25 protein-coding genes and 1 riboswitch are annotated in these 24,650 nt (G+C 68.3%); of the genes, 17 read left to right on the top strand and 8 right to left on the bottom strand.

The genetic code is table 11. The features are described from left to right. The first annotated feature begins 83 nt into the window (after window positions 1-83). From PAA8504_RS06075 to arfB, 3 genes are all read left to right on the top strand, one after another. A complete protein-coding gene (locus tag PAA8504_RS06075; RefSeq protein WP_108893259.1) occupies window positions 84-701 on the top strand; it encodes a queuosine precursor transporter in 618 nt (205 codons plus the stop codon). A gap of 264 nt (window positions 702-965) precedes the next feature. Further along, complete coding sequence (locus PAA8504_RS06070) at window positions 966-2,000, top strand: sodium:calcium antiporter (protein WP_108893258.1); 1,035 nt, start codon at window positions 966-968, stop codon at window positions 1,998-2,000. Next, on the top strand, window positions 1,997-2,419 hold the full coding sequence (arfB, locus tag PAA8504_RS06065; protein ID WP_108893257.1) for an alternative ribosome rescue aminoacyl-tRNA hydrolase ArfB: 423 nt from the start codon (window positions 1,997-1,999) through the stop codon (window positions 2,417-2,419). The genes PAA8504_RS06070 and arfB overlap by 4 nt, the downstream gene beginning before the upstream one ends. 75 nt (window positions 2,420-2,494) lie before the next feature. Here the strand turns inward: arfB and PAA8504_RS06060 are convergent, their stop codons facing one another. Next, window positions 2,495-3,607 carry an S-(hydroxymethyl)glutathione dehydrogenase/class III alcohol dehydrogenase gene (locus PAA8504_RS06060; RefSeq protein WP_108893256.1) on the bottom strand — a complete coding sequence of 371 codons (1,113 nt, stop codon included), beginning with the start codon at window positions 3,605-3,607 and terminating at the stop codon, window positions 2,495-2,497. Window positions 3,608-3,744: 137 nt separating this feature from the next. On the opposite strand from PAA8504_RS06060, the gene pncB reads away from it, so the two are divergent. Beyond that, window positions 3,745-5,037 (top strand): nicotinate phosphoribosyltransferase, encoded by a 1,293-nt coding sequence (gene pncB / locus PAA8504_RS06055; protein WP_108893255.1) that lies wholly within the window; start codon window positions 3,745-3,747, stop codon window positions 5,035-5,037. On the opposite strand, the gene cobS is transcribed toward pncB, so the two are convergent. From cobS to cobU, 3 genes are read right to left on the bottom strand one after another with little or no spacing between them, the layout of a single operon-like run. Then, window positions 5,034-5,744, bottom strand: a complete 711-nt coding sequence (cobS, locus tag PAA8504_RS06050) for an adenosylcobinamide-GDP ribazoletransferase (protein WP_245897535.1) — start codon at window positions 5,742-5,744, stop codon at window positions 5,034-5,036. The two genes, pncB and cobS, sit on opposite strands and share 4 nt — an antisense overlap. After that, window positions 5,741-6,745 carry a nicotinate-nucleotide--dimethylbenzimidazole phosphoribosyltransferase gene (cobT, locus tag PAA8504_RS06045; RefSeq protein WP_108893254.1) on the bottom strand — a complete coding sequence of 335 codons (1,005 nt, stop codon included), beginning with the start codon at window positions 6,743-6,745 and terminating at the stop codon, window positions 5,741-5,743. The genes cobS and cobT overlap by 4 nt, the downstream gene beginning before the upstream one ends. After that, the gene (gene cobU / locus PAA8504_RS06040) at window positions 6,742-7,251 is read right to left on the bottom strand and encodes a bifunctional adenosylcobinamide kinase/adenosylcobinamide-phosphate guanylyltransferase (RefSeq protein WP_108893521.1); all 510 of its coding nucleotides are present in this window, start codon (window positions 7,249-7,251) and stop codon (window positions 6,742-6,744) included. Before cobU ends, cobT begins: the two co-directional genes overlap by 4 nt. 49 nt (window positions 7,252-7,300) lie before the next feature. Here cobU and PAA8504_RS06035 point away from each other — a divergent pair, with 49 nt between their 5' ends. The 4 genes from PAA8504_RS06035 to cobD are packed head-to-tail and all read left to right on the top strand — an operon-like array spanning window position 7,301 to window position 10,516. Beyond that, window positions 7,301-7,873, top strand: a complete 573-nt coding sequence (locus PAA8504_RS06035) for a histidine phosphatase family protein (protein WP_108893253.1) — start codon at window positions 7,301-7,303, stop codon at window positions 7,871-7,873. Further along, window positions 7,870-8,631, top strand: a complete 762-nt coding sequence (locus PAA8504_RS06030; RefSeq protein WP_108893252.1) for a propanediol utilization protein — start codon at window positions 7,870-7,872, stop codon at window positions 8,629-8,631. The genes PAA8504_RS06035 and PAA8504_RS06030 overlap by 4 nt, the downstream gene beginning before the upstream one ends. An 8-nt stretch (window positions 8,632-8,639) precedes the next feature. Further along, a complete protein-coding gene (cbiB, locus tag PAA8504_RS06025) occupies window positions 8,640-9,560 on the top strand; it encodes an adenosylcobinamide-phosphate synthase CbiB (RefSeq protein ID WP_108893520.1) in 921 nt (306 codons plus the stop codon). Then, window positions 9,557-10,516 (top strand): threonine-phosphate decarboxylase CobD, encoded by a 960-nt coding sequence (cobD, locus tag PAA8504_RS06020; protein WP_108893251.1) that lies wholly within the window; start codon window positions 9,557-9,559, stop codon window positions 10,514-10,516. The genes cbiB and cobD overlap by 4 nt, the downstream gene beginning before the upstream one ends. Window positions 10,517-10,519: 3 nt before the next feature. On the opposite strand, the gene PAA8504_RS06015 is transcribed toward cobD, so the two are convergent. Genes PAA8504_RS06015 through cobO form a run of 4 tightly spaced genes read right to left on the bottom strand, consistent with a single transcriptional unit; the run spans window position 10,520 to window position 13,961 of the window. Beyond that, window positions 10,520-11,965 carry a cobyric acid synthase gene (locus tag PAA8504_RS06015; RefSeq protein WP_108893250.1) on the bottom strand — a complete coding sequence of 482 codons (1,446 nt, stop codon included), beginning with the start codon at window positions 11,963-11,965 and terminating at the stop codon, window positions 10,520-10,522. Then, a complete protein-coding gene (locus PAA8504_RS06010; protein ID WP_108893249.1) occupies window positions 11,962-12,744 on the bottom strand; it encodes a metallophosphoesterase in 783 nt (260 codons plus the stop codon). Before PAA8504_RS06010 ends, PAA8504_RS06015 begins: the two co-directional genes overlap by 4 nt. Then, window positions 12,741-13,352, bottom strand: coding sequence for an HAD family hydrolase (locus PAA8504_RS06005; protein WP_108893248.1), 612 nt, complete (start codon window positions 13,350-13,352; stop codon window positions 12,741-12,743). Before PAA8504_RS06005 ends, PAA8504_RS06010 begins: the two co-directional genes overlap by 4 nt. Further along, window positions 13,353-13,961, bottom strand: coding sequence for a cob(I)yrinic acid a,c-diamide adenosyltransferase (gene cobO, locus PAA8504_RS06000; protein ID WP_108893247.1), 609 nt, complete (start codon window positions 13,959-13,961; stop codon window positions 13,353-13,355). A gap of 26 nt (window positions 13,962-13,987) precedes the next feature. Continuing rightward, a riboswitch (cobalamin riboswitch) is annotated at window positions 13,988-14,175 on the top strand. 79 nt (window positions 14,176-14,254) lie between these two features. Between cobO and PAA8504_RS05995 the strand changes: the two genes are divergently transcribed. Genes PAA8504_RS05995 through aroC form a run of 9 tightly spaced genes read left to right on the top strand, consistent with a single transcriptional unit; the run spans window position 14,255 to window position 24,636 of the window. Further along, window positions 14,255-14,629 carry a DUF1636 family protein gene (locus PAA8504_RS05995; RefSeq protein ID WP_108893246.1) on the top strand — a complete coding sequence of 125 codons (375 nt, stop codon included), beginning with the start codon at window positions 14,255-14,257 and terminating at the stop codon, window positions 14,627-14,629. Next, entirely contained in the window at window positions 14,626-15,675 is a 1,050-nt protein-coding gene (cobW, locus tag PAA8504_RS05990) for a cobalamin biosynthesis protein CobW (RefSeq protein ID WP_108893245.1), read from the top strand. The genes PAA8504_RS05995 and cobW overlap by 4 nt, the downstream gene beginning before the upstream one ends. After that, window positions 15,676-18,954, top strand: coding sequence for a cobaltochelatase subunit CobN (gene cobN, locus PAA8504_RS05985; protein ID WP_108893244.1), 3,279 nt, complete (start codon window positions 15,676-15,678; stop codon window positions 18,952-18,954). It abuts the gene before it with no gap. Next, window positions 18,951-20,093: a ferredoxin-like domain-containing protein gene (locus PAA8504_RS05980; protein ID WP_245897534.1), complete on the top strand. Its 1,143-nt coding sequence runs from the start codon at window positions 18,951-18,953 to the stop codon at window positions 20,091-20,093. The genes cobN and PAA8504_RS05980 overlap by 4 nt, the downstream gene beginning before the upstream one ends. Then, the gene (locus tag PAA8504_RS05975; RefSeq protein WP_108893242.1) at window positions 20,083-20,712 is read left to right on the top strand and encodes a precorrin-8X methylmutase; all 630 of its coding nucleotides are present in this window, start codon (window positions 20,083-20,085) and stop codon (window positions 20,710-20,712) included. The genes PAA8504_RS05980 and PAA8504_RS05975 overlap by 11 nt, the downstream gene beginning before the upstream one ends. Then, window positions 20,709-21,434, top strand: a complete 726-nt coding sequence (locus PAA8504_RS05970) for a precorrin-2 C(20)-methyltransferase (RefSeq protein ID WP_108893241.1) — start codon at window positions 20,709-20,711, stop codon at window positions 21,432-21,434. Before PAA8504_RS05975 ends, PAA8504_RS05970 begins: the two co-directional genes overlap by 4 nt. Further along, window positions 21,431-22,165 carry a precorrin-3B C(17)-methyltransferase gene (gene cobJ, locus PAA8504_RS05965; protein WP_108893240.1) on the top strand — a complete coding sequence of 245 codons (735 nt, stop codon included), beginning with the start codon at window positions 21,431-21,433 and terminating at the stop codon, window positions 22,163-22,165. Before PAA8504_RS05970 ends, cobJ begins: the two co-directional genes overlap by 4 nt. A gap of 51 nt (window positions 22,166-22,216) precedes the next feature. After that, a complete protein-coding gene (locus tag PAA8504_RS05960; RefSeq protein ID WP_108893239.1) occupies window positions 22,217-23,473 on the top strand; it encodes an alpha/beta hydrolase family protein in 1,257 nt (418 codons plus the stop codon). A gap of 59 nt (window positions 23,474-23,532) precedes the next feature. Further along, window positions 23,533-24,636: a chorismate synthase gene (aroC, locus tag PAA8504_RS05955; RefSeq protein ID WP_108893238.1), complete on the top strand. Its 1,104-nt coding sequence runs from the start codon at window positions 23,533-23,535 to the stop codon at window positions 24,634-24,636. The last annotated feature ends 14 nt before the right edge of the window (window positions 24,637-24,650 follow it).

Genomic DNA, 24,650 nt, shown 5'->3' with positions numbered 1-24,650 from the left:
GCGGGCGGGCGCGCTAGACGCGCCCGGTCCCGCATGGGCGGGCACAAGTCTCCGGTCACCTTGTCTAAAAAACGGATAACGACATGTCCCGTCTTCTTCCCGGCATCCTTGCCATGGCCGCCATTGTCGTGGCCTCGAACATCCTCGTGCAATACCTGCTTGGCCAATGGCTGACCTGGGGCGCGATCAGCTATCCCCTGGCCTTCCTCGTCACCGACGTGATGAACCGCGTCTATGGCGCGCCCACCGCCCGCAAGGTGGTAATCGCGGGCTTCATCGTCGGAGTCATCTGTTCGCTGATCGGCACCCAGATCCAGGGCGAGTTCGGCCCCATCGTTACCGTGCGCGTCGCCATCGCCTCGGGCTCGGCGTTCCTGATCGCGCAACTGGCCGATGTCGCGATCTTCGACCGCATCCGCGGCCATGCCTGGTGGCAGGCGCCGCTGGCGTCGTCGGTCGTGGGATCGGCGCTGGACACCGCGCTGTTCTTTTCGATCGCGTTTTCGGCCAGCCTGTCGGGCCTCCTTCCCGGCGACGTCTCTTGGGCGAACGAGGCGCTGCCGCTTGTCGGCGTTGGCCCCGTGGCACCCCTTTGGATGTCTTTGGCGTTTGCCGACTGGTTGGTCAAACTGGCACTGGCTATGATCGCTTTGGCGCCGTTCCGCGTCATCACCGAGAAGATGACACCAGATGCGGCGTAAAACCGTTTGACACACGCGAAATATGTGGCACCGTCCCCCTATCGGCAATCAGCGAAAGGAGGTGGTCCAGTGTCTAGAATGATGCAGGAGTGTGAGGTCGGAACAGTCATGGGGGCCGACGTCTGAGGGCAGCCCCGCAGACGAAAGAACCATGATTGGGTCGGACCCTAACCGGGCCTACCTCCGAAACATTCGAGGGACCGTCGACTTCCGGCGGTCCCTTTTCTTTTGACCAGGCGTTCAGGCCCGAAATCCGGGGAACTCATGCCGTCAATCCTTCAGATATCGCTCTATCCGCTCTGGGGCCTTGTCGCGGTCTTCGTTCTGTCCGCCACCGCGATCTGCATCGCCGGAACCCGCCTGTCCTATGTCGCCGACGAGCTGGCCGACCGCACCGGGCTGGGCGAGGTCATCGCGGGTGCCTTGTTCGTGGGCGCCGCCACGTCCCTGCCGGGCGCGATCACGTCCGTTTCGACCGCGGCGCAGGGCGCGCCCGAGCTTGCCATCGGCAACGCGCTTGGGGGCCTGACCGCGCAGACCGCGTTCGTCGCCGTGGCCGACCTGGTGTACAGGCGCGCGAACCTGGAACACGCGGCGGCCTCGACCGTGGGTCTGGCGCAGGGCGTGCTGATGGTAGTGATGCTGACGATCCCGCTGATCGCCTCGAACGAGGGAGAGATGCTGATCTGGCGCATCCACCCCGCCACGATCGTCACCCCCGTCGTCTATATCTTCGGCCTGCGCCTTTTGTGGAAGATCGAACAGGATCCCATGTGGAAACCGGTTCAGACCGACGAGACGCAGGAGGAGGTCTCGGAGGTCGACCATGTCGAGGGCCGTATGAGCACGCTGTGGACGCAGTTCCTGATCCTGGCCGGGATCACCGCCGTGGCGGGTTATGCCATCGGCGAGGCGTCCATAGGCCTGCTGGACAAGACCGAGATCGGCGCGGGCCCCATCGGCACGATCTTCGCGGCCGTCGCGAACTCTTTGCCCGAGCTGGTGACCGCCATTGCCGCCGTGCACGCGGGCGCTGTCAGCCTAGCGATCGGCAACATCATCGGCGGCAACTCGTTCGAGGTGATGTTCCTTGCCGCCGCCGACACGGTCTATCCCGGCTCGATCTACGAGCGGATGAGCCAGGCCGACCGAACAACCGCGCTGATCGCGCTGCTGATGGTGGGCGTCCTGCTTCTGGGTCTTTTGCGCCGCGAGCGGACGGGCCCGGCCGTGATCGGGTTCGAAAGCGTGCTGGTCCTTGGACTTTACGCGCTGTCCGTGGTTCTGATCCTGACATGACGATACGGGTAAACGACCGCATCTCGATCGAGGATTGGGAGATCACCGAACAATTCACCCAGGCCGGCGGCCCGGGTGGGCAGAACGTGAACAAAGTGGCCACCGCCGTCGAGCTTCGGTTCGAGGCCGAGCGGTCGCCCAATCTGCCCGAGGCCGTGAAGTCGCGCCTGCGCAGGGTGGCCGGGCGGCGCTGGACCAAGGACGGCGCGCTGCTGATCCAGGTCAGTGAAACGCGCCATCAGGCCCGCAACCGCGAGATTGCCCGCGACCGGCTGGTCGAACTGATCCGGCAGGCGCTGGAAAAACCCAAGCGCCGCATCCCGACAAAGCCCACCTACGGATCGAAGAAACGGCGGCTGAAGGCCAAGAAGACGCGCGGCGAGGTCAAGGCCCTGCGCGGCAAGGTCGATCCCGACTGACGAAAGGCGCCGCCCTTCCCGTTGGGACGGCCCCGAAAGGCGTCGCGGCGACCAGACGCCGCCGCGACAGCAGGGTCAGTACTCGACGACCGCGCGGATCGACTTGCCCTCGTGCATCAGGTCGAAGCCGTGGTTGATCTCGTCCAGCGTCAGCTTGTGGGTGATCATCGGATCGATCTCGATCTTGCCCTGCATGTACCAGTCGACGATCTTCGGCACGTCCGTCCGCCCGCGCGCCCCGCCGAAGGCAGATCCGCGCCAGACACGGCCGGTGACCAGCTGGAACGGCCGGGTCGAGATTTCCTCGCCCGCGCCGGCGACGCCGATGATGATCGACTCGCCCCAGCCCTTGTGCGCGCATTCCAGCGCCTGGCGCATGACCGGGGTCTTGCCGATGCATTCGAACGTATAGTCCGCCCCGCCCTTGGTCAGGTCGACGATATAGGGGACCAGATCGCCCTCGACCTCGTTGGGATTAACGAAATGCGTCATGCCGAAGCGCTCGGCGATCTCTTTCTTGGAATCGTTGATATCGACACCGACGATCATCTCGGCACCGGCCAGACGCAGGCCCTGAATGACGTTCAGGCCGATGCCGCCCAGACCGAACACCACGCAGCGCGATCCGACCTCGACCTTGGCGGTGTAGATCACGGCGCCGATGCCGGTCGTCACGCCGCAGCCGATATAGCAGATCTTGTCGAACGGCGCGTCCGGGTTGACCTTGGCGAGCGCGATCTCGGGAAGGACCGTGTAGTTCGAAAAGGTCGAGCAGCCCATGTAGTGCAGGATCGGGGTGCCATCCTCCATCGAGAAGCGCGAGGTGCCGTCGGGCATGACGCCCTGACCTTGTGTGCCGCGGATCTTCTGGCACAGGTTGGTCTTGGGATTCAGGCAGTATTCGCATTCCCGGCACTCGGCCGTGTAAAGCGGGATGACATGATCGCCGGGCTTCACGCTGGTCACGCCCTCGCCGACTTCCTGCACGATGCCCGCGCCCTCATGGCCCAGGATCGCGGGGAACGCGCCTTCGGGGTCGGCGCCGGAACGGGTGAACTCGTCGGTGTGGCATAATCCGGTCGCCTTGATTTCGACCAGCACCTCTCCGGCGCGTGGGCCTTCCAGGTTCACGTCCATGATCTCAAGCGGTTTGCCGGCCTCAAGGGCGACGGCGGCGCGGGTTTTCATTGCAACTCTCCTTGAACTGTCGGGCAGAGGTCCGCCCTCGCGGGCACCCTTAACCGCCATGGCGCATGGGGCAAGCGGCGGGTTGCCCATTGCCGGGCGGGATGCACATATGCGCCCAACTTCGAAAGGAATGCGACATGGTCGACATCGCCACGCGGGTCTGGAACCACAAATGGAAGATCGATCCGATCGTGCGGTCGCTGATCGATACCGATTTCTACAAGCTGCTGATGTGCCAGACCGTCCAGCGCCGTCACCCCGACACGCGCGTGACGTTCAGCCTGATCAACCGCACCAAGGATGTCCCCCTGGCCCGACTGGTCGACGAGGGCGAACTGCGCGAGCAGCTTGACCACATCCGGTCGCTGTCCCTGTCCCGGGGCGAGTCCACGTGGATGCGCGGCAACACGTTCTACGGCAAGCGCCAAATGTTCACGCCCGAGTTCATGGACTGGTTCGAGGCGCTGCGCCTGCCACCCTATTATCTGGAACGCGTGGGCGACCAGTACGAACTGACGTTCGAGGGGGCGTGGCCCGAGGTCATGCTGTGGGAGATTCCCGCCCTGTCGGTCCTGATGGAGCTTCGCAGCCGCGCCGTGCTGCACGACATGGGCCGGTTCGAGATGCAGGTCCTCTATGCCCGCGCGATGACCAAGCTGTGGGAGAAGGTGAAGCGTCTGCAAAAGCTCGACCAGCTTCGGATCGCGGATTTCGGCACGCGGCGGCGGCATTCCTTCTTGTGGCAGGACTGGGCCGTGCAGGCCATGCAGGAAGGGCTGGGAACCGCGTTCACCGGCACCTCCAACTGCCTGATCGCCAAGAACCGCGACCTCGAGGCAATCGGCACGAACGCGCACGAGCTGCCCATGGTCTATGCCGCACTGGCCGACACCGACGAGGGCGTGCGGCAGGCCCCCTATGACGTGCTGGCCGACTGGCACGAAGAACACGAGGGTAATCTGCGCATCATCCTGCCCGACACCTACGGCACCAAGGGATTCCTGGATGACGCGCCCGACTGGCTGGCGGGCTGGACCGGGATACGGATCGATTCCGGCGACCCGGTGAAGGGCGCCGAAACCGCCATCGACTGGTGGAAGGACCGGGGCGAGGATCCCCGCGACAAGCTGGTCATCTTCTCGGACGGGCTGGATGTCGGCGTGATCGAGGATCTGCATTCCCGTTTCGCCGGCCGGGTGCGGGTCAGCTTCGGCTGGGGCACGCTTCTGACCAACGATTTCCGCGGGCTGGTGAAGGACGACGCGCTCGCGCCGTTCTCTCTGGTGTGCAAGGCGCGGGCGGCGAACGGGCGCCCCACGGTCAAGCTGTCGGACAACCCCGAGAAGGCGACCGGCCCGGCAGAAGAGGTCGAGCGGTATCGCCAGATTTTCGAGGTGGGCCATCAGGAACGGCGCGAAGTCCTCGTCTAGGCGAGCGCGGCCAGAACCGCCCACCCGGCCGTCTCGGCCAGAAGCTGGGTCGCGCCGCACGCGTCCCCGGTCTGTCCGCCCATCCGCTTGCGGCACAGGCGCGCGACGGCCACGTAGGTCGCCCCGATGGCCAGCGCCGCCCAGATCGCTGGCCATCCGACCCACAGCGCCAAGATCAGGGCCACCGACCCACTGCGCCAGAACACCGGGTCGCCCATGGCAATGGCGCTCAGGCCTTTTTCCCGCGCGGGCGGCAGGCGGGTCAGGAGGGCCAGCATCGCCACGCGACTGAGGACCGCCAGGAACAGGAACGCAGGCAGCGATCCGACCTCGGCGATCGCCACGACCTGAACCAGCGACACCGCGATCAGGGCCAGCACGCCGTAGCTGCCGATCCGGCTGTCTTCCATGATGGTCAGGACGTGTTCCCGGTCGCGCCCGCCGCCGATGCCGTCGGCGAAATCGGCCAGCCCGTCGAAATGCAGCCCCCCCGTCGCCAGCATCACCACGCCAAGCGCCAGCGTCGCGCCGAACAGACCGCCATCGACAAGGGCAAAGATAATCCAACCCAGCGCGGCGGGAACAAGCCCCGCGACCGGGAAGGCCCAAGCGACGTCCTTCAGTTCCGGTGCGTCCTTGATCCGCCCGACGGGCAGCCGGGTCAGGAACATCACCGCAAGGCGCAGCTCGTCGAAAAGGCGGCTCACCCGATCCCCGCTTCGGAGAAGGTGGCCATGCCGTCATGCATGGCAAGCGCATGGCGCAGCACCGACAGCGCGACCGCCGCACCGGACCCTTCGCCCAGTGCCATCCCCAGATCGAGGATCGGGCGTTTGCCCATTGCCTCGAGCATCTTCGCATGGCCGCCTTCGGCGCTGCGATGCGCAACCAGGCAATGGCCCAGAAGCTCAGGGTCGATGGCCCAGAGCGGCACGGTCGAGGCCGTGCAGATGAACCCGTCCAGCATCACCGGGATCCGCGCGGCCCGTGCCGCCAGAACGGCGCCCGCAATGGCCGCCTGCTCGCGTCCGCCCAGTGCCGCCAGAAGCCCCAGCGGCGACAGACCGGCATGCCGGGCAACCCCGTCGCGCACGACGTCGCGCTTCTTTGTCAGCACATCGCCCACGGCACCCGTGCCACGCCCGACCCAATCTTCGGCCTTTCCGCCCAGGACACCGTGGGCCAGCGCCGCCGCGACGGTCGAATTGCCGATCCCCATCTCGCCCAGGATCAGGACGGACGCATTCGTATCCACCGCCTCGGCCCCTTGGCGCAGGGCGTCCAGGGCCTCGGCCTCGTCCATGGCGGGGCCTTGGGTGAAGTCGCGGGTGGGGCGATCCAAATCCAGCGCGACGACTAGCATCTCGGCGCCGGCCACACGGCAAAGCTGGTTGATCGCAGCGCCCCCGGCGTTGAAGTTCGCGACCATGGCGGCCGTCACCTCTTGCGGGAAAGGGTTCACGCCTTGCGCGCAGATCCCGTGATTGCCCGCGAAGACCAGCGCTTGCGCGCCATCGATCCGGGGACGCGCGGCGCCCTGCCAACCGGCCATGAAGATCGCCAGCTCCTCCAGTCGCCCCAACGATCCGGGCGGCTTGGTCAGTTCCGCCTGCCGCGCCTGCGCCGCTTCGGCGGCCTTATGGTCAATGGCGGGCAAGTCGGTCAGGCCGGCGGCCAGCGCATCGAGGGACGAGAAATCAAGCTTCATTGCGGTTTCACCTTCAGGGGTTGCCCGGCGACGACAAGGACGACTTCGTCCGACGCCTCGGCGATGGTCTGGTTCAGCCAGCCGGCCGCGTCGCGGAACCGGCGGGCCAGCGCGTTGTCGGGCACGATGCCCAGTCCGACCTCGTTCGTGACGAAGACGACTGGATGCGTCAGCGCCGGGATCGCGTTGGCAACGCGGACACCTTCGGCCTTCCAGTCGCGGTCGGCAAACATCAGGTTCGACAGCCACAGCGTAAGGCAATCTACCAGCCGGGGCCCTTGGTCGCTGCGGTTCAGCGCGCCGATCAGGTCCAGCGGCTCCTCGATCAGGCCCCATTCAGGGCCCCGCCGGGCCCGGTGCTGCGCCACCCTCTCGGCCATCTCGCCGTCCCGCGCCTCGGCCGTGGCGACATAGATCGGCGCGCCGCCCATCGCGGCGATCCGACGCTCGGCATAGGCGGATTTTCCGGACCGCGCACCACCGGTGATGAGGATCGACTTTGCCATCGCGAAATGACACATCACACCCTGCTTGAAATGGAAAGCCTCGCCCGCAATGACCGTGCGCCCCGACCTTTTGCTGATCCGCCACGCGCCCATTGCGCGCGCTGGGATCCTGTGCGGCCGGACGGATGCAGAGGCCCGGATCGACCCGGCGCACATCGCCGCGCTTCGGTCCATTTTGCCTGATTTGGCGCGCGTCGTTGCAAGTCCCGCGATACGCTGCGCCGCCACGGCCCAAGCGCTGTTTCCCGGGACCGCTGTCACCAAAGATCCCCGCCTGTGGGAGCAGGATTTCGGCATTCATGACGGCCAGCCCGCGACCGAGATGCCGGACCTCGGCCCAATTCCGCCCGAGGACCTCATCCGGCATCGCTGGGAGGGCGGTGAGAGCTTCGACGACCTATGCGCCCGGATCGCCCCGGCGCTTGCGGACCTCGCAAGCCGGGCCCGCACCGAAGGTCCGATCGCCGTCGTCGCCCATGCGGGTACGGTCCGCGCGGCTTTGGCAACGGTCGTCGGCGCCGCCCCCGCCCTGTCGTTCGAGGTCGCGCCGCTGTCCCTGACCCGCCTGACCTTCTGGCCCGGCGCAACCGGCATCGCCTGCGTGAACCGGATCGCGGCATGACGGGGATTGCTGGGCATTTCGGCGAATGGCTGCAAGGACGGCTTGGCCCCGACGGCCCCCTTGCGCTGGTCACGCTGGCTTGCACCGTCGCACCGGTTGAACAGGACGGCACCGATCCGCTGATGCCCGCCTCGGTGATCGCGGCGTTCTGCGACGCCCTCGGGGTCGCCGATCCCGGCATCGGCCTTGTCGCGCGGATGCCTCTGGGGGCGGGCACGGGCGCCTCGACCGCCGCGCTGATCGCGATTGCGCGCGCCGCGGGCGTCACCGACCCCGACCGCGTGCGGGCCGCCTGCCTGACCGCCGAAGGTGCAAGCGATCCGCTGATGCTGCCCCGCCCCGACGCCGTCCTATGGGCCCCGCGCGAAGGTCGAGTCCTGCGCGAAGGGCGAACCCCGCCAAGGGCGCAGATCGTCGGCGGCTTCTTCGGACCCCCGACCCCGACTGACCCCGCCGACATCGCCTTTCCCGACATCTCGGATCTGGCTGACGCCTGGTCCGCCGCCGAAACGCTGGACGACCATGCCCGGATCGCCACCGAGTCCGCCCTGCGCTGCACGGCCCTGCGCGGCCCCGCCAACGACCCAACTCCGTTGCTCGCCGCCGATCTTGGTGCGCTGGGGCATGCCCGCGCCCATACCGGATCGGCCCGCGCGCTGATCTTCGCCCCCGGCACGGCGCCGGACGGGACCGAACAGGCCTTGGCGCAGTCCGGGCTGGCGGCGCCCCTGCAGTTCGTAACCGGAGGGGGCACGTGATCGGGGCGATGGTGGTGGCTTTGGCGCTGGACGCGGCGTTCGGCTGGCCTGATGCGCTGTATCGGCGGATCGGCCACCCGGTGACGTGGATCGGCGGCCTGATTGGCGCGCTCGACCGGCGGCTGAACGCGCCGGGCGACCCCGAAGCCGCCCGCCGCGCGGGAAAGGTGACCGTGGCGCTCGTCCTCGGGGCCACGCTTTTGCCCGCGCTCGCCCTGCAAGCCGCGCTGAACGACGGGCTTTTTGCGGCGCTTCTGGCCGGGATCCTTGCTTGGCCGCTGGTCGCGGCACGGTCCCTGCACGATCACGTCTCCGCCGTCGCCGAGCCGCTGGGCAGTGGCGACACCGAAGGTGCACGGCACGCGGTGTCCATGATCGTCGGGCGTGATCCGGCGACGCTCGACCCGCCGGCGATTGCCCGCGCGGGGATCGAATCGCTGGCCGAGAATGCCTCGGACGCGGTGGTCGCACCCCTGGTCTGGGGGGCGCTTCTGGGCCTGCCGGGGATCGTGGCCTACAAGGCGATCAACACGATGGATTCCATGATCGGTCACCGCACGCCCCGCCATGTCGATTTCGGCCGAGCCGCCGCGATCCTGGACGACTGGGCCAACTGGGTCCCTGCGCGCCTGACCGGGGCACTGTTCTGCGTCGTCTCTCCATCCCCCCGCGCCGCCTTCGCCGCAATGTGCCGGGACGCGCCCGGCCATCGGTCCCCCAACGCAGGCTGGCCCGAAGGGGCGATGGCGGCCGCGCTGGACTGCCGCCTGTCCGGCCCGCGCGTCTATGCCGAGGGCACGGCGGACGAGCCATGGCTGAACGAGGGCGCGCCCGATCCCGGGCCGGACACGATGGAGCGGGCGCTGAGCCTGTATCGCCGGGCCATGCTGATCTTCGGGGCGGGGCTTCTGGTCCTGTGGCTGGTATGACGCGGGATCACGGTGGCAACCTCGACGCCGCAATGCGGGACTATGGCGGGGACGACTGGCTGGACCTGTCGACGGGCATCAACCCGCGCGCCTATCCCGTGCCCCCACTTCCGCCCCGCGCCTGGACCGCCCTGCCCACACGCGCCGACATGGCCGCCCTGACGGACGCCGCCCGGCAGGCATATCGCAGCCCGGTCCCGCTCGTGCCACTGGCCGGGGCACAGGCCGCCATTCAGGCCCTGCCGCGGATCGCCCCCGGCCGGACCGCGCGGGTGCTGGCCCCGACCTACAACGAACATGCCGGAGCGCTGCGCCAGGCGGGCTGGCAGGTCGAAGGTGTGGCGTCCCTCGATGATCTGACCGGCGCGGACCTGGCGGTGATCGTCAATCCCAACAACCCGGACGGACGCGTGGCGGAGCCCGAGACACTGGAGCGCATTGCTGCCGGTGTGGGCACATTGGTCGTGGACGAAAGCTTCGGCGACGTGACGCCCGAGCTGTCGATCGCCCCACGGCTGGATCGATTGCCGAACGTGGTCGTCCTGCGCTCCTTCGGGAAGTTCTTCGGACTGGCGGGCCTGCGCCTGGGCTTTGCCTTGGCCGCACCATCTCTGGCGGATGCGATCCGGGCCGAGGCCGGGCCCTGGCCGGTCTCTGGCGCGGCGATTCATGTGGGTCGGATCGCGCTTCTGGACGGCGATTGGCAGGCGCAGACGCGGGCGCGGCTGACCCGCGACGCACATCGCCTCGACAAGCTGGCCATGGCCGCAGGATGGGGGGTGCTTGGCGGGTGCGACCTGTTCCGCACCTATGTCACGCCCGATGCCGCGGCCGCGCAGGACCGGCTGGCCCGCGCGCGCATCTGGAGCCGGATTTTCCCCTATTCCGACACCTGGCTTAGGCTGGGTCTGCCCGATGGGGACGGGTGGCCTCGTCTGGAAGACACATTGAATTAAGCCCTAACAGGCCGCAGCCAGAAGCCCGTCAACGTCCAGATGCGCATCCAGATGGTCGGCCAGACCGTCCAGAACCGTCTCGATCCCCGCGCCGTAGCTGACGTCGGACGCCACGCCGAACCCCGCAAGCCACGCCCCGCGGAACGCATCGTCGGTGAACATGCCGTGTAGATAGCTGCCCGCGACGCGGCCATCCGCACTGACCGCGCCTTCGGGCTGGTCGTCCACCGTGGCGAAGGGGCGCGCGCGATCCGCGCCCTCGCTGCGGCCCATGTGGATCTCGTAGCCGTCGAAGGGCAGGCCGGTGGCGCAGTGGGTGCCCTGCACCTCGGTCAGGCGCTTGTCGGCGGACATGACGGTCGCGATGTCCAGCAGCCCCAGGCCCGGATCCTCGCCCGGCGCGCCTTCGACGCCGTCCGGGTCCGAGATCACGCGCCCCAGCATCTGATAGCCGCCGCAGATCCCCAGGACATGCCCGCCGCGCCGGACATGCGCGGCCAGATCCACGTCCCAGCCCTGCGCGCGCAGAAACGCCAGATCGCCGCGCGTCGATTTCGAGCCCGGCAGGATCACCACGTCCGTATCCCCTGGCAGTGCCTCCCCCGGGCCCAGCATGGTCAGGCGCACGCCCGGCTCCTGCGCAAGCGGGTCGAGGTCGTCAAAATTCGCGATTCGGCTCAGGCGCAGGCAGACGATGTGCAGCCCCTCGGCCCGGCGGTCGGTGCGGATGTCCAACGCATCTTCGGCCGGCAGGCGCCACGCGTCGGGGAACCACGGGCAGACGCCGAAGCCGCGCCAGCCGGTCTGCGCCTCGATCATCCGGTAGCCGTCGTCGAACAGACTGGGATCGCCTCGAAAGCGGTTAATCAGGAAGCCTGCGATCTGCCGCGCATCCTCGGGGTCCAAGACGGCCTTCGTTCCCACGATCTGCGCGATCACCCCGCCCCGGTCGATATCACCGGCCAGGATCACGGGCACGTCCGCCGCGCGCGCAAAGCCCATATTGGCAATGTCGCCGCTGCGCAGGTTGACCTCGGCCGGGCTGCCCGCCCCTTCGACCAGCACCAGATCATGCGCCGCCTTCAGCCGCCCGAAACTGTCCAGGACATGCCCCAGAAGCTGCGGCTTCAGCTTGGCATAGTCCCGCGCCTTTACCGTGGTCAGCCGCCTGCCCTGCACGATGACCTGCGCGCCGATATCCGTCTCGGGCTTCAGCAGAACGGGGTTCATGTCGGTCACGGGCGCCAACCCGCAGGCCCGCGCCTGCAAGGCCTGCGCGCGCCCGATCTCTCCGCGGTCGGCGGTCACGGCGGCGTTGTTCGACATGTTCTGCGGCTTGAACGGCGCCACCGTCAGGCCCCGCCGCAGGGCCGCGCGGCACAGCCCCGCAACCAGCATCGACTTGCCCACATTCGAGCCTGTGCCCTGGATCATCAGCGCGCGGGTCATGCGACCTCGATCAGCGTCAGCTCGGGCGGGCAGAACAGGCGGAAAGGCGGCCCGCTGGTGCCGACGCCTCCGGACACCACCATCTGCCGCGACCCCTCGATAAACTGCCCATAGGCGTAGCGCGTCCCGAAGCGAGAGGGCACGATCCAGGGCCGCCCGAAGAAGCGGATCTGGCCGCCATGGGTATGTCCCGACAGGGTCAGGTCCACGTGATCGGGCAGGCAGGCGAACACGTCAGGCTCATGCGCCAGAAGGATCGTGAAACGCCTTAGGTCCGTCCCGCCCAAGGTGGCATCCAGATCGTCCGCACCGCTGCGCCGGCCGAAGGCACGCTGCGACTCGAGCCCCGCCACCGTGAACGAAACGCCCCCGGCCTCGACCTGCCGCGCCGTGTTGACCATCGGCGGCAGACCGGCCCCCGCCAGCGCGCGGTGCCAGACCGTTTCCCTGGCACGGCGCGCTTGGGCCTCGGGGTTGTCCATCCAGTCGTGGTTGCCCATGATCGCGTACACGCCAAGCGGCGCCATGAGCCGCGCCAGATGCGGTACGACCCGCTCGGGCTCTAGCGGGCGCGTCCCCCAGGAATGGCCGACATAGTCCCCCAGCAGGCAGATCATGTCAGCGCCAAGCCCCTGAACCTGATCGACCACGGCGGCGATGCGTTCCTCGGGCATGGCAAACGTACAGGCATGCAGATCGGCCATCACCGCGATCTTCAGACGCGGGACAGGCACCTCGCGCCGCGGCGTAATGGCATACCGCGCGACACGAAGGCTCAAAGCCCCAGCACCTCCGGCAGGCGGTCGCGGCTGTCGGTGGTGAAGCAGAAGGTCCGCCAGCCCCGGTTTGCTGCCGTCCGGCAGTTGTCGTCGCTGTCGTCGATCAGCAGAAGACGCGACGGCGGCAGTCCGGAATAGAGCTCGATATGGCGGAAAAAGCCGGGATCGGGCTTGGCGACGCCGATCTCACCGCTGGCGAACACCGCTTCGACCAGTTGTCCGGCCTTCGTCCGTTCGGCGATATAGCGGGCACGGGCGGGCGGGTTGTTCGTGCCGATGACCTTGCGCCCGGGATGCGTGGCCAGAAGCTCCAGCGCGGTGGCGTCGGGGCGGTCGTCGCGGTCCAGCCAGTGGTCCAGGAACGCCTCGGCCTCGATGGCATGCCCCTCGGCCGCGATCCAGCCGCGCAGGCGGTTCAGCAGATCCGCGTCGCCCTTCAGCACGTCGCGCGCCTGTCCCGGCACGTTCAGAAACCGACGGAAGCTTTCTGCAGGCACGCCGATCTCGTGGTCCAGGTCGGCGACCCAGGGGAATACCTCTCCGCCGGGGTTCACGTTCAGCACGCCGTCGAAATCCCAGACCGCCAGATCGAACCGAGGCTCGGCCATCTAGAACTCCACCCCCTTCTGGGCCTTCACGCCGTCGCGGAACGGGTGCTTGACCAGCGTGAAGTCGGTCACCAGGTCCGCGGCCTCGATCAGCTCGGGCTTGGCGTTGCGCCCGGTCAGGACGACATGGGTCATGTGCGGCTTCTGGTGCAGCAGGAAATCGACCACCTCGTCGATGTCGAGGTAATCGTAGCGCAGCGCGATGTTGATCTCGTCCAGAAGGACGAACTGGATTTCGGGGTCGAGGACCTGTTCCTTCGCTATCTCCCACCCGCGCCGGGCCGCGGCGATGTCCTTGTCGCGGTCCTGCACCTCCCAGGTGAAGCCCTCGCCCGAGACGAAGAACCGGCACTCCTCGGCGAAGCGATCGCGCAGCAGCGTCTTCTCGCCCGTTTCCCAGTTGCCCTTCACGAACTGCACCACGGCGCAGGGCATGCCCCAGGCAATACAGCGCATTACCATGCCGAAGGCACTGGAACTCTTGCCCTTGCCCTTGCCGGTGTGGACGACGATCAGGCCCTTTTCCTCGGTCTTGGACTCCATCATCCGGTCGCGGGCGGCCTTGATCTTCTTCATCTTGGCGTTGTGGGCTTCGGCGGTCTCGTCCATCGCTTGACTCCGGGCTGGGGTTGCGCCCATGTCTCGCCTGCGTCGGTGCCCGTTGCAACGGGTGAAAAGGGAATGGGACATCAAGCCCAGCCGCCCCCGCGACCGTGACCGGAGAGGTCCGCCAACAGCCACTGGCCCGTTCGAACGGGGTGGGAAGGCGGCGGGCCAGACCACCTCCGCAAGCCGGGAGACCTGCCGCCGCGAGAGACATCGAACCGGACGGGGTGTGCCGGTGTCGGAACGACGGGTCCGCCTGTCCTTTCGTCCCGTGCCCCTTGCCCAGAAAGGCCGCCATGACGGGCACCGAGCTTCTGGTCTGCGTGAAATGCCGCCGCGGGATGGACGTGCCCGGCGAAGGGCGACGCCCCGGCAAGGTCTTGGCCGACCGCATCGCGGCTGACCTGCCCGAAGGCGTCACCCTGCGCGAGGTGGAATGCATGTCGAACTGCGACCGCGGCTGTTCCGTCGCCCTGCGCGGGCCGGGACGCTGGACCTTCGTCTACGGCAACCTGACCGAGGCCGATGCCGATATCGTGACCCACGGTGCCGCTTTATACGCAGCGCAGGCCGACGGTCTCGTGCCATGGCGAGAGAGATCACAACATTTCAAGCGCAACTGCATCGCGCGTATCCCACCCCTTGATGCCACGCCGGAGGCCCCCGAATGACCGACTTGTCCAAACTTCCCGTCACCGTCGTCACCGGCTTTCTGGGATCGGGCAAGACGACCCTGATCCGCCACCTGATGCAGAACCCCGGCGGCCGTCGCCTGGCTGTCGTGGTCAACGAGTTCGGCGACGTGGGCGTCGACGGCGAGATCCTCAAAGGGTGCGCTATCCCCGACTGCCCCGAGGAAAACATCATGGAACTGGCGAACGGCTGCATCTGCTGCACCGTGGCCGACGACTTCATCCCCACGATCGAGGCGCTGATGAAGCTGGACCCGCGCCCCGATCACATCCTGATCGAGACCTCCGGCCTGGCCTTGCCCAAGCCGCTCCTGAAGGCATTCGACTGGCCCGACATCCGGTCCAAGATCACGGTGGACGGCGTGATCGCGCTGGCCGATGCCGAGGCCGTGGCGGCGGGCCGTTTCGCCCCCGACGTCGACCGCGTGAACGCCCAGCGCGAGGCCGACGACAGCCTGGATCACGAGACGCCCCTGTCGGAGGTGTTCGAGGACCAGATCTCCTGCGCCGACATCGTGCTGCTGACCAAGCCCGACCTCGCCGGCCCCGAAGGCGTCGCGAAGGCGCGCGAGGTCATCGCCGCCGAGGCCCCCCGCCCCCTGCCGGTCGTCGAATGCGCCGAAGGTGTGGTCGACCCCCGTGTGATCCTGGGGCTGGAGGCCGCGGCCGAAGATGACATGGACGCCCGCCCCAGCCATCACGACAATGCGGACGACCACGATCACGAGGATTTCGAAAGCATCGTCGTGGACATCCCCGAGCTTGCCGCCCCGGCCGACCTGGTCGCAGCCATCGAACGGCTGGCGACCGAGCGTAACATCCTGCGCGTGAAGGGCTATGCCGCCGTTCAGGGCAAGCCAATGCGCCTGCTGGTGCAGGCCGTGGGCGCGCGCGTGCGGCACCAGTTCGACCGCCCGTGGAAGGCCGACGAGGCGCGGCAGGGCCGTCTGGTCGTCATCGCCGAGCATGACGACATCGACGAGGCGGCCATCCGCACCGCCCTGACGCCCGAGCATGTCGCGTAAATGCACGTCATCTTCCGCGAAAGCCACGGTCTGGACGAGACCGACACACCCACCGACCTGGGCCAGAGCCCGGCCGAGCTGGTGGTGCTGTCATTCTCGGACTCGGACCTGGGCGCCTTCGCGGAAGGCTGGCGGCGCGGGAAGGACGGCCTGCCGACGCTGCGGCTGGCGAACCTGTCCGCGCTGCGTCATCCCCTGTCCGTCGATACCTATGTCGAACGGACGCTCGAAGGGGCCACGGGCATCCTGATCCGTCTGATCGGCGGGGCACCTTATTGGTCCTACGGGCTGCAACAGGTCCAGACGATGGCCCGCCAGCGCGGCATCGCGCTGGCCGTCCTGCCCGCCGACGGGCGCCCCGACGAGACGCTCGACCGGGCCTCGACCCTTCCCGTGTCCACGCTGCGCCGGTTGCAGCACCTGTGCGACACCGGGGGCGCGGTAGCCGCGCAGGCCGCGCTTCAGCAGATGGCGCTGGCCTCGGGGCTGTATGCGGGGCCGGTACGGGGTCAGAAGGCGCTTCCCATGGTGGGGGCCTGGACGCCCGAACACGGTCCCTGCTGTCCCGTCGTGGCCCTGCCGGGGGTTTCACCCCCGGACCCCCAGGGTATTTCCCCAAGGATGAAGGGCCGGGCGCTGGTGGTGTTCTACCGCTCGTACCTGGTGGCGGCGGATACGGCGCCCGTGGCCGCGGTGATCGAGGCGCTGCGGGCGCGCGGGTTCGATGCGATGGGGCTGTTCGTGCCGTCGCTGAAGGCGCCCGATGCGGCGAACTGGCTGCGCCGGCAGGTGGCCTTCTGGCGGCCCGACGCGATCGTGAACGCGACCGCGTTTTCGGGCAAGGGAGACGATGGCACGTCTCCGCTGGATGCGGGCGGGGTGCCGGTGTTCCAGGTCGCCCTGTCCACCGCCTCGGAAGCGGCATGGGCCGAGGCCGAGCGCGGATTGTCCCCGGCGGATCTGGCGATGCACGTGGTGCTGCCCGAAATGGACGGCCGGATCATGGCCGGGGTGACGTCTTTCAAGGAGCCGGGCGCGCGGGACGCGGATCTGCAGTTCGCCCGCCTGGCCCACCGCCCGCAGATGGAGCGGATTGCCGCGATCGCGGATCGCGTTGCAGCCTGGGTGAGGCTTGGGAAGACGGGCGCGCGCGCACGCCGGCCCGCGCTGGTCCTGTCGACCTATCCGGGGCGGGACTGGAACATGGCGCATGCCGTGGGGCTGGATGCCGTCGCCTCGACCCAAGCGATCCTGTCCGATCTGGGCGATGCGGGATACGACGTCGCGCCCGTCGCCGATCTGACGGGCAAGCTTGCGGCGCGGGACGTGGCGTGGCCGCTGAAGAAGTACCGCGCGGCGCTGGAGGGGCTGCCCGAAAGCCTGCGCGACGAGCTGGATGCGGCATGGGGCGGCCCCGAAGACGATCCCGATGCGGTCGATGGTGCCTTCCGGTTCGCCGCGATCCGAAACGGCGGGGCATGGATCGCGTTGCAACCCGAGCGTGGCGTCCCGGACACGAAGGACGACGATTACCACGACCTGGCCCGGGTGCCGCGCCATGCCTATGTCGCCTTCTACCTGTGGTTACGGCAGCGCGCCGATGCGGTGGTCCATATCGGGGCGCATGGCACTCTGGAATGGCTGCCCGGAAAGGCCGTCGCTTTGTCGGACACGTGCTGGCCCGAGGCGTTGATCGGGTCGATGCCGGTCATCTATCCTTTCATCGTCAACGATCCCGGCGAGGCCGCGCAGGCCAAGCGGCGCATCGGTGCCGTCACGCTGGGCCATGTGCCACCGCCGCTGAAGCCGTCCGGAACGCCGGACCGGTTCGCCCATCTTGAAGCGCTGCTGGACGAGTTTTCCAATGCCGACGGGCTGGACCCGAAACGGCGGGATCGGCTGCAGGAGGACATTCGCGCCGAAGCCGGCGCGCTGGGCGTCGAGGCCGATTTGGGCGTCGACGCGGCCACCTGCCCGGCCGAGGCCATCACCCGGATCGACCGCTTCGTCTGCGACGTGAAGGAAGGGCAGTTCGGAGACGGGCTGCATGTCTGGGGGCGCGAGAACGCATTTGACGACGGCCGCGGCGAGCGGCAGGCCCTGCTGGACGCGCTGGCGGGGATCCGGATCGAGGCCGGCCCGTCGGGATCACCCTATCGCGGTCGGACCGACGTGCTGCCCACGGGGCGCAACCTTTACACCGTGGACGCCCGGGCGATCCCCACGCAGGCGGCCTATACTCAGGGGCAACGGCTGGCGGACGAGCTGGTGCGGCGGCATCTGCAGGACGAGGGCGACTGGCCGCGCACGCTGGTCGTGGATCTGTGGGGGTCATCGACCATGCGCACGGCCGGCGAGGATTTCGCCATGGCGCTGGCACTGATGGGCGTGCGGCCGGTCTGGGACGATGGATCGGGGCGGGTGTCAGGTGTGGAGATCCTGCCCATCGCCGAACTGGATCGCCCGCGGGTGGACGTCACGCTGCGGATCTCGGGCCTGTTCCGCGACACGTTCCCGATGCTGTCGCGGTTGCACGGGCAGGCCGTGCGGGCGCTGTCGCAGCGCGATGAGGCGCCCGACTGGAACCCCTTCGTGGGACAGACAGGCGCACGAGTCTTTGGACCTGCGCCGGGCAGTTTCGGGCTGGGCCTGGACCCCCACGACTATTCCGACGGCGCGCGCGAGCGGGCGGGCCAGGCCTGGCTGGCCGCCAGCGCCTGGGCCCATGACGGCGATGTCCCGCAGCGCGATGCGGACGGCATCCGCGACCGGGTGCGCCGGGCCGAGGCTTTCGTCCACGCGCAGGACCTGGCCGAGAGCGACCTGCTTCTGGCCGGGGACTATGCCACGCACGAAGCGGGGTTCGCCGCCGCGCAGGCTGTAACCGGGGGACGGGCACGGATCTGGCATCTGGACAACACCGACCCCGCGCGCCCCCGCACCCGCGCCCTGCCGGAAGAGATTGCGCGCGTCGTCCATGCGCGCGCCGCCAATCCGGGCTGGATCGCCGGCATGATGCGTCACGGTTTTCGCGGCGGGGCAGAGATCGCGGCAACGCTGGAACATATGGCAGCCTTCGCGCAACTGGCCGGGGCCGTGGCCCCGCACCTGTTCGATGCGTATTACGAGGCGACGCTGGGGCGGGACGAGGTCGTGGCGTTTCTGAGGGAGCGGAACCCGGACGCGTTGCAGGCGATGCGGGATCGGTTCGAGGCGCTGAGAGACGCTGGGCTGTGGCAGACGCGACGGAACTCGATCTTGGCGGAACTGTCTCAATGACCGGGCGGAGCGCGCGTCGCGGGCCGGACGACACGGGTATTTCCACAAGGGTGAACGGGCCGGCGCGCCCCGGTGCCGTGAAAGGGTGGTGTCCCGGCGCGTGGCGGCCGATGATGTCGGGCGACGGGCTGGTGGTACGGGTCCGTCCGCGGCTGGCGCGGATCGATGCCGCGCAGGCTGCCGGGCTGGCCGACCTGTCTGAGGCGTTCGGCTCGGGGATTGTCGAGCTGACCCGGCGCGGCAATCTGCAACTGCGCGGCGTGGGCGAGGACGGGCATGGGGCGCTTCTGGGCGGGCTGGCCGAATTGGGGCTCCTGGACCCAGATCCGGACTGGGAAGCGCGGCGTAACATCCTGTCTGCGCCGGATTGGGTGGCGGGCGATGCCACCGAGCGACTATCGCAAGACTTGGCCGGGCGCTTGGGCGAGCTGCCCGACCTTCCGGCGAAATTCGGGATGGTGGTGGATGCTGGGCCGAAGCGGCGTCTTGACGGCGCGCCAGGCGATATCCGGATCGAACGGGCCGCGTCCGGGGTGATCGTGCGCGCGGATGGCTGCGATACCGGGGTTCCGGTGGAAAACGACACCGCGATAGGCACCGTCGTCGCCTTGGCCAGGTGGTTCGCCGCCCATCGCGGTGAGGCGCGGCGCATGGCGCAGCTGCTGGCAACGACGCCCCTGTCGGACCGGTTCACCGGCGTGCCACCCGCCCCGAACGGCATGCCAGAGGGCACGCTGGGGGGGGTGGCCTTCGGACAGATGGAAGCTGGTCTGCTGCGGACCCTGGCGCGCGGTGCGTTGCGGATAACGCCGTGGCGTATGGTGCTGCTGGAAGGCGGGGGGGCGCTGCCCGAGGGGCTTCTGCCCCCGGACGATCCGCTACTGGCGATCGATGCCTGCCCCGGGGCGCCCTTCTGCACTCAGGCGACGGTCGAGACGCGGTGGCTGGCCCGGACGCTGGCGGGGCGCGCGCCGAGCGTACATGTCTCTGGCTGTGCCAAGGGCTGCGCGCGGTCGGACCCGGCGGATGTGACGCTGACCGGGCGGGACGGTGCGTTCGACCTTGTCATTCGGGGACGGGCGGGCGACACCCCCCTCCGCCGCGGATTGGCGCCGAAGGAGGTCCCGGATGCCCTATGACTACGAGAAGGACGGCGCCGCGATCTATGCGCAATCCTTCGCCATGATCCGCGCCGAGGCGGACCTTGCCGCGTTCGACGCCCATGCCGAGCAGGTCGTCGTGCGCATGATCCACGCCGCCGGGATGGTCGGGTTGGAGCGACATGTGAAGGTCTCCGACGGGTTCGTGCCAGCCGCCCGCAGCGCGCTGGAGAATGGTGCCCCGATCCTGTGCGACGCGCGCATGGTCAGCGAAGGCGTCACCCGGTTCCGCCTGCCGGCCGAGAACGCGGTGATCTGCACGCTGCACGACCCCAAGGTGCCCGACATGGCCAAGGCGGCGGGCAACACGCGGTCGGCCATCGCGCTGGAGCTGTGGCGCCCGCATCTGGAGGGCGCGGTGGTCGCCATCGGCAACGCGCCGACGGCGCTGTTCCACCTTTTAAACATGCTTGAAGATCCCGAATGCCCGCGGCCCGCCGCGATCATTGGCTGCCCCGTGGGCTTCGTGGGGGCCGCCGAATCGAAGGACGCGCTGTGGGCGGACCAGCCGGTCCCGTCGCTGATCGTCAAGGGGCGGCTGGGCGGCAGCGCCATCACCGTGGCCGCCGTCAACGCCATCGCGAGCCGGAAGGAATGACCGGCAAGCTGATCGGCGTGGGGCTGGGCCCCGGCGATCCCGACCTGATGAGCGTGCGGGCCGACCGCCTGATCCGCGGCGCCGCGACGATCGCCTATTTCCGCAAGAAGGGTCGGCCGGGGCGCGCGCGGACCGCAGTTGACGGGATGCTGCGCGGCGATGTCGACGAGATCGCGATGGAATACCCCGTCACGACCGAGATCTCTTTGGACGATCCGGCCTACAACACCACGCTGGCCGGGTTCTACGAGGAGGTCGCCACCGACGTCCGCGAGCGGATCGAGGCAGGGGCCGAAATCGTCGTCCCCTGCGAGGGCGATCCGTTCTTCTATGGCTCGTTCATGCACCTGTACGAACGTTTGCGCGGGCATGTCCCGGTCGAGGTCGTGCCCGCCATCACCGGCATGTCGGCTGCATGGACCGCCACCGGCCATCCGATCACATGGGGCGACGACGTGCTGTCGGTCGTCATGGCAACCCTGCCCGAGGACCTGCTGGAAGCTCGGATTCGGGATGCGGACGCGCTGGTGGTGATGAAGATCGGGCGCAACATGGAGAAGGTCCGGCGGGCCCTGCGCGCCGCGGGCAAGTTCGACCGCGCCTGGCTGGTGGAATGTGCCTCGATGGCCGAGGAATGTGTCATGCCCCTGGCCGAGGCCGAAGGGCGCAGCGTGCCCTATTTCTCGATCGTGCTGGTCCACGGCCAAGGGCGGCGGCCGTGAGCGGGTGGGTCAGGATCGTCGGTTTGGGTCCCGGCTGCGATGGGCTGATCACACCCGAGGCGCAGGCGACTCTGGCCGAAGCCACGGATATCGTGGGATATATCCCCTATGTCGCCCGCATCCCGGACCGCCCCGGCCTGACGAAGCACGCCAGCGACAACCGGGTAGAGTTGGACCGGGCCCGGCACGCGCTGGATATGGCGCGCGCGGGGGCGCAGGTGGCCGTCGTCTCGTCAGGCGATCCGGGGGTGTTCGCCATGGCGTCCGCGGTGTTCGAGGCGCTGGAGGGCGCGCCGGATGCCGACACGCTGGACATCGAGGTCCTGCCGGGCATCACCGCCATGCTGGCTGCCGCGGCGCGGATAGGGGCGCCACTGGGCCACGATTTCTGCTGCATCAACCTGTCCGACAATCTCAAACCCTGGACGCTGATCGAAAAGCGTCTGCGCCTTGCGGCCGAGGCCGATTTCGCCATGGCCTTCTATAATCCCCGGTCCAAGTCCCGCCCCGAGGGGTTCGCGCGCGCCCTGTCGCTGCTGCAGCAGGTCTGCGCCGATACCCGGCCCATCATCTTCGCGCGTGCCGTCTCGACCGAGGAGGAAGAGATCAAGGTCCTCCCCCTGCCCGACGCGACGCCTGAGATGGCCGACATGCGTACAGTGGTGATCCTGGGGTCCTCGACGACCCGCCACGTCGGACGCTACGTCTATACGCCGCGGTTCGCGAAGTAGTTGTGTCCCCCGCGCCCGCGCCCTAGCTTCGCTGCAGGGAGGACCAACACCATGAAATATCTCGCTTTCACCCTTGCCCTGGCCACGCCGGCCATTGCGCAGGAGAACCCGATCGACACCATCCGGCCCGACGCGCCGGAGCTTGCCGCCTATGGCGATTACGCGGTCGGCGTGCAGACCATGACCTTCACGCGGCCGGACGTGATCGACGTCGTCAACTCGACCGAAGATCAGATGGCGCGCTATGACCGCGAGATCACGGTCGAGGTCTTCTATCCCGCCGCCGAAGGGACCGAGCCCGGTGGCACCTATACCGCCATCCTGCGCGACGGAGAGACCGAGGTGACCCTGTCCGGACAGGGCGTGCGCGACGCCGCCCCGGCCGAGGGGTCGTTCCCGTTGGTCCTCATCTCCCACGGGTATCCCGGCAACCGTTTCCTCATGGCGCACCTGGCCGAGAATCTCGCCTCGAAAGGCTATGTCACGGCGTCCATCGATCACCCCGACAGCACCTATTCCGACATGGGGGCCTTCCCTTCGACCCTCTACAACCGGCCGCAGGACCAGTCCTTCGTGCTGGACCAGATGGCGCAGCTTGACGGCGATCTGGGCCAGATCGTCGACGCCGAACAGTCCGGCCTCGTGGGCTATTCCATGGGCGGCTACGGCTCGCTCATCTTCGCGGGGGGCGCGCTGACCGACAACGGCTGGCCCGAACGCTATAACGCGCCGGGCGGGATCCTGTCGGATCTGGGCGTGGGTGCCGACCTGCACGAGGACATCCAGGACGACCGCCTGTCGGCCGTGGTAGCCATCGGTCCCTGGGGCCGCAACCGCGATTTCTGGAACGAAGAGGGGCTGAGCCAGATCGACACGCCCCTGATGATCGTCGCGGGCAGCGTCGACGACGTCTCGGAATACGACGCGATCCGCACGATTTTCGACGAGACGACAGGCACCACCCGGCACCTGCTGACGTTTGAAGGTGCGAACCACAACGCCGCCGCCCCCTATCCCGCGCCCGAGGTGACCTATTCCGAAAAGACCGACGTCTTCGGCCACTACGCCGATGCGGTCTGGGACACGACGCGGATGAACAACATCCTGCAACATTTCGTCACCGCCTTCATGGACCTGCACCTGAAGGGCGATCAGGCGAAGGCGGATTACCTCGACCTGACCGAGAATGCCGAAGACGGCACCACCGCGATGGAAGACGGCCAGCCGACCGAGGATCACACCTACTGGACCGGCTTCCCGGACCGCACCGCCAAGGCCCTGCGGTTCGAGACCTTAGAAGCCGAGTAAGGCTTGAGGCGGGGCAGCCGCCCCGCTACTCCCGGGGGGTCAGCGAAGGACCCCCCGGCATGAGCTTCAATACCTACGGACACCTTTTCCGCGTCACCACATGGGGCGAAAGCCACGGGCCCGCGCTGGGCGCTACGGTGGACGGCTGCCCGCCGGGCGTGCCGTTGGATGAAGCGGCGATCCAGGTCTGGCTGGACAAGCGCAAGCCCGGGCAGAACAAGTACACGACCCAGCGCCGCGAGGCCGACGAGGTCGAGATCCTGTCGGGCGTCTACGAGGGGCAGACCACCGGCACGCCGATCCAGCTGATGATCCGCAACACCGACCAGCGGTCCAAGGATTATGGCGACATCGCCGAGAAATTCCGCCCCGGCCATGCCGACATCACCTACTGGCAGAAATACGGCATCCGCGACCCGCGCGGCGGCGGCCGGTCCAGCGCGCGTGAGACAGCAGCGCGTGTGGCCGCGGGCGGCGTCGCCCGCGCAGCCTTGGCGGAATTGGCGCCGGGGATGCGGATCCTCGGCTACATGGTCCAGATGGGCCCCCATCGCGCCGACCCGGCCCGCTATGACTGGGATCAGGTCGCGCAGAACCCGTTCTGGACCCCCGACGCACAGGCGGCCGATGACTGGGCGGCCTACCTCGACGAGCTTCGTAAATCCGGCGACAGCGTGGGCGCGATGATCGAATGCCGCATCTCGGGCGCGGCGCCGGGTCTCGGCGCGCCGATCTATGGCAAGCTCGACACGGATCTGGCTGCCGCGATGATGTCGATCAACGCCGTGAAAGGCGTCGAGATCGGCGAGGGCATGGCCGCCGCCTCCCTGACCGGTTCCGAGAACGCCGACGAGATCTCGATGGGCGCGAACGGCCCCGAATACGGTACGAACCACGCGGGCGGAATCCTGGGCGGGATCTCGACCGGGCAGGACATCGTGGTGCGCTTTGCCGTCAAGCCGACCAGTTCGATCCTCACGACCCGCCAGACGATCACCAAGGCGGGCGACCCGGCCGAGATCATTACCAAGGGCCGCCACGACCCCTGCGTGGGCATCCGCGCCGTCCCGGTGGCCGAGGCAATGGCAGCGGCCGTGATGCTCGATCACGTTTTGCTGCATCGTGGGCAGGTGGGCGACGGTCCCCGCGGCCGCATCGGCTGACGCTTGCGGCGGGG

Origin of the sequence: Palleronia abyssalis, from assembly GCF_900302445.1 — a bacterium.
Lineage (GTDB): Bacteria > Pseudomonadota > Alphaproteobacteria > Rhodobacterales > Rhodobacteraceae > Palleronia > Palleronia abyssalis.
This window is presented reverse-complemented; position numbering and strand designations above follow the sequence as displayed.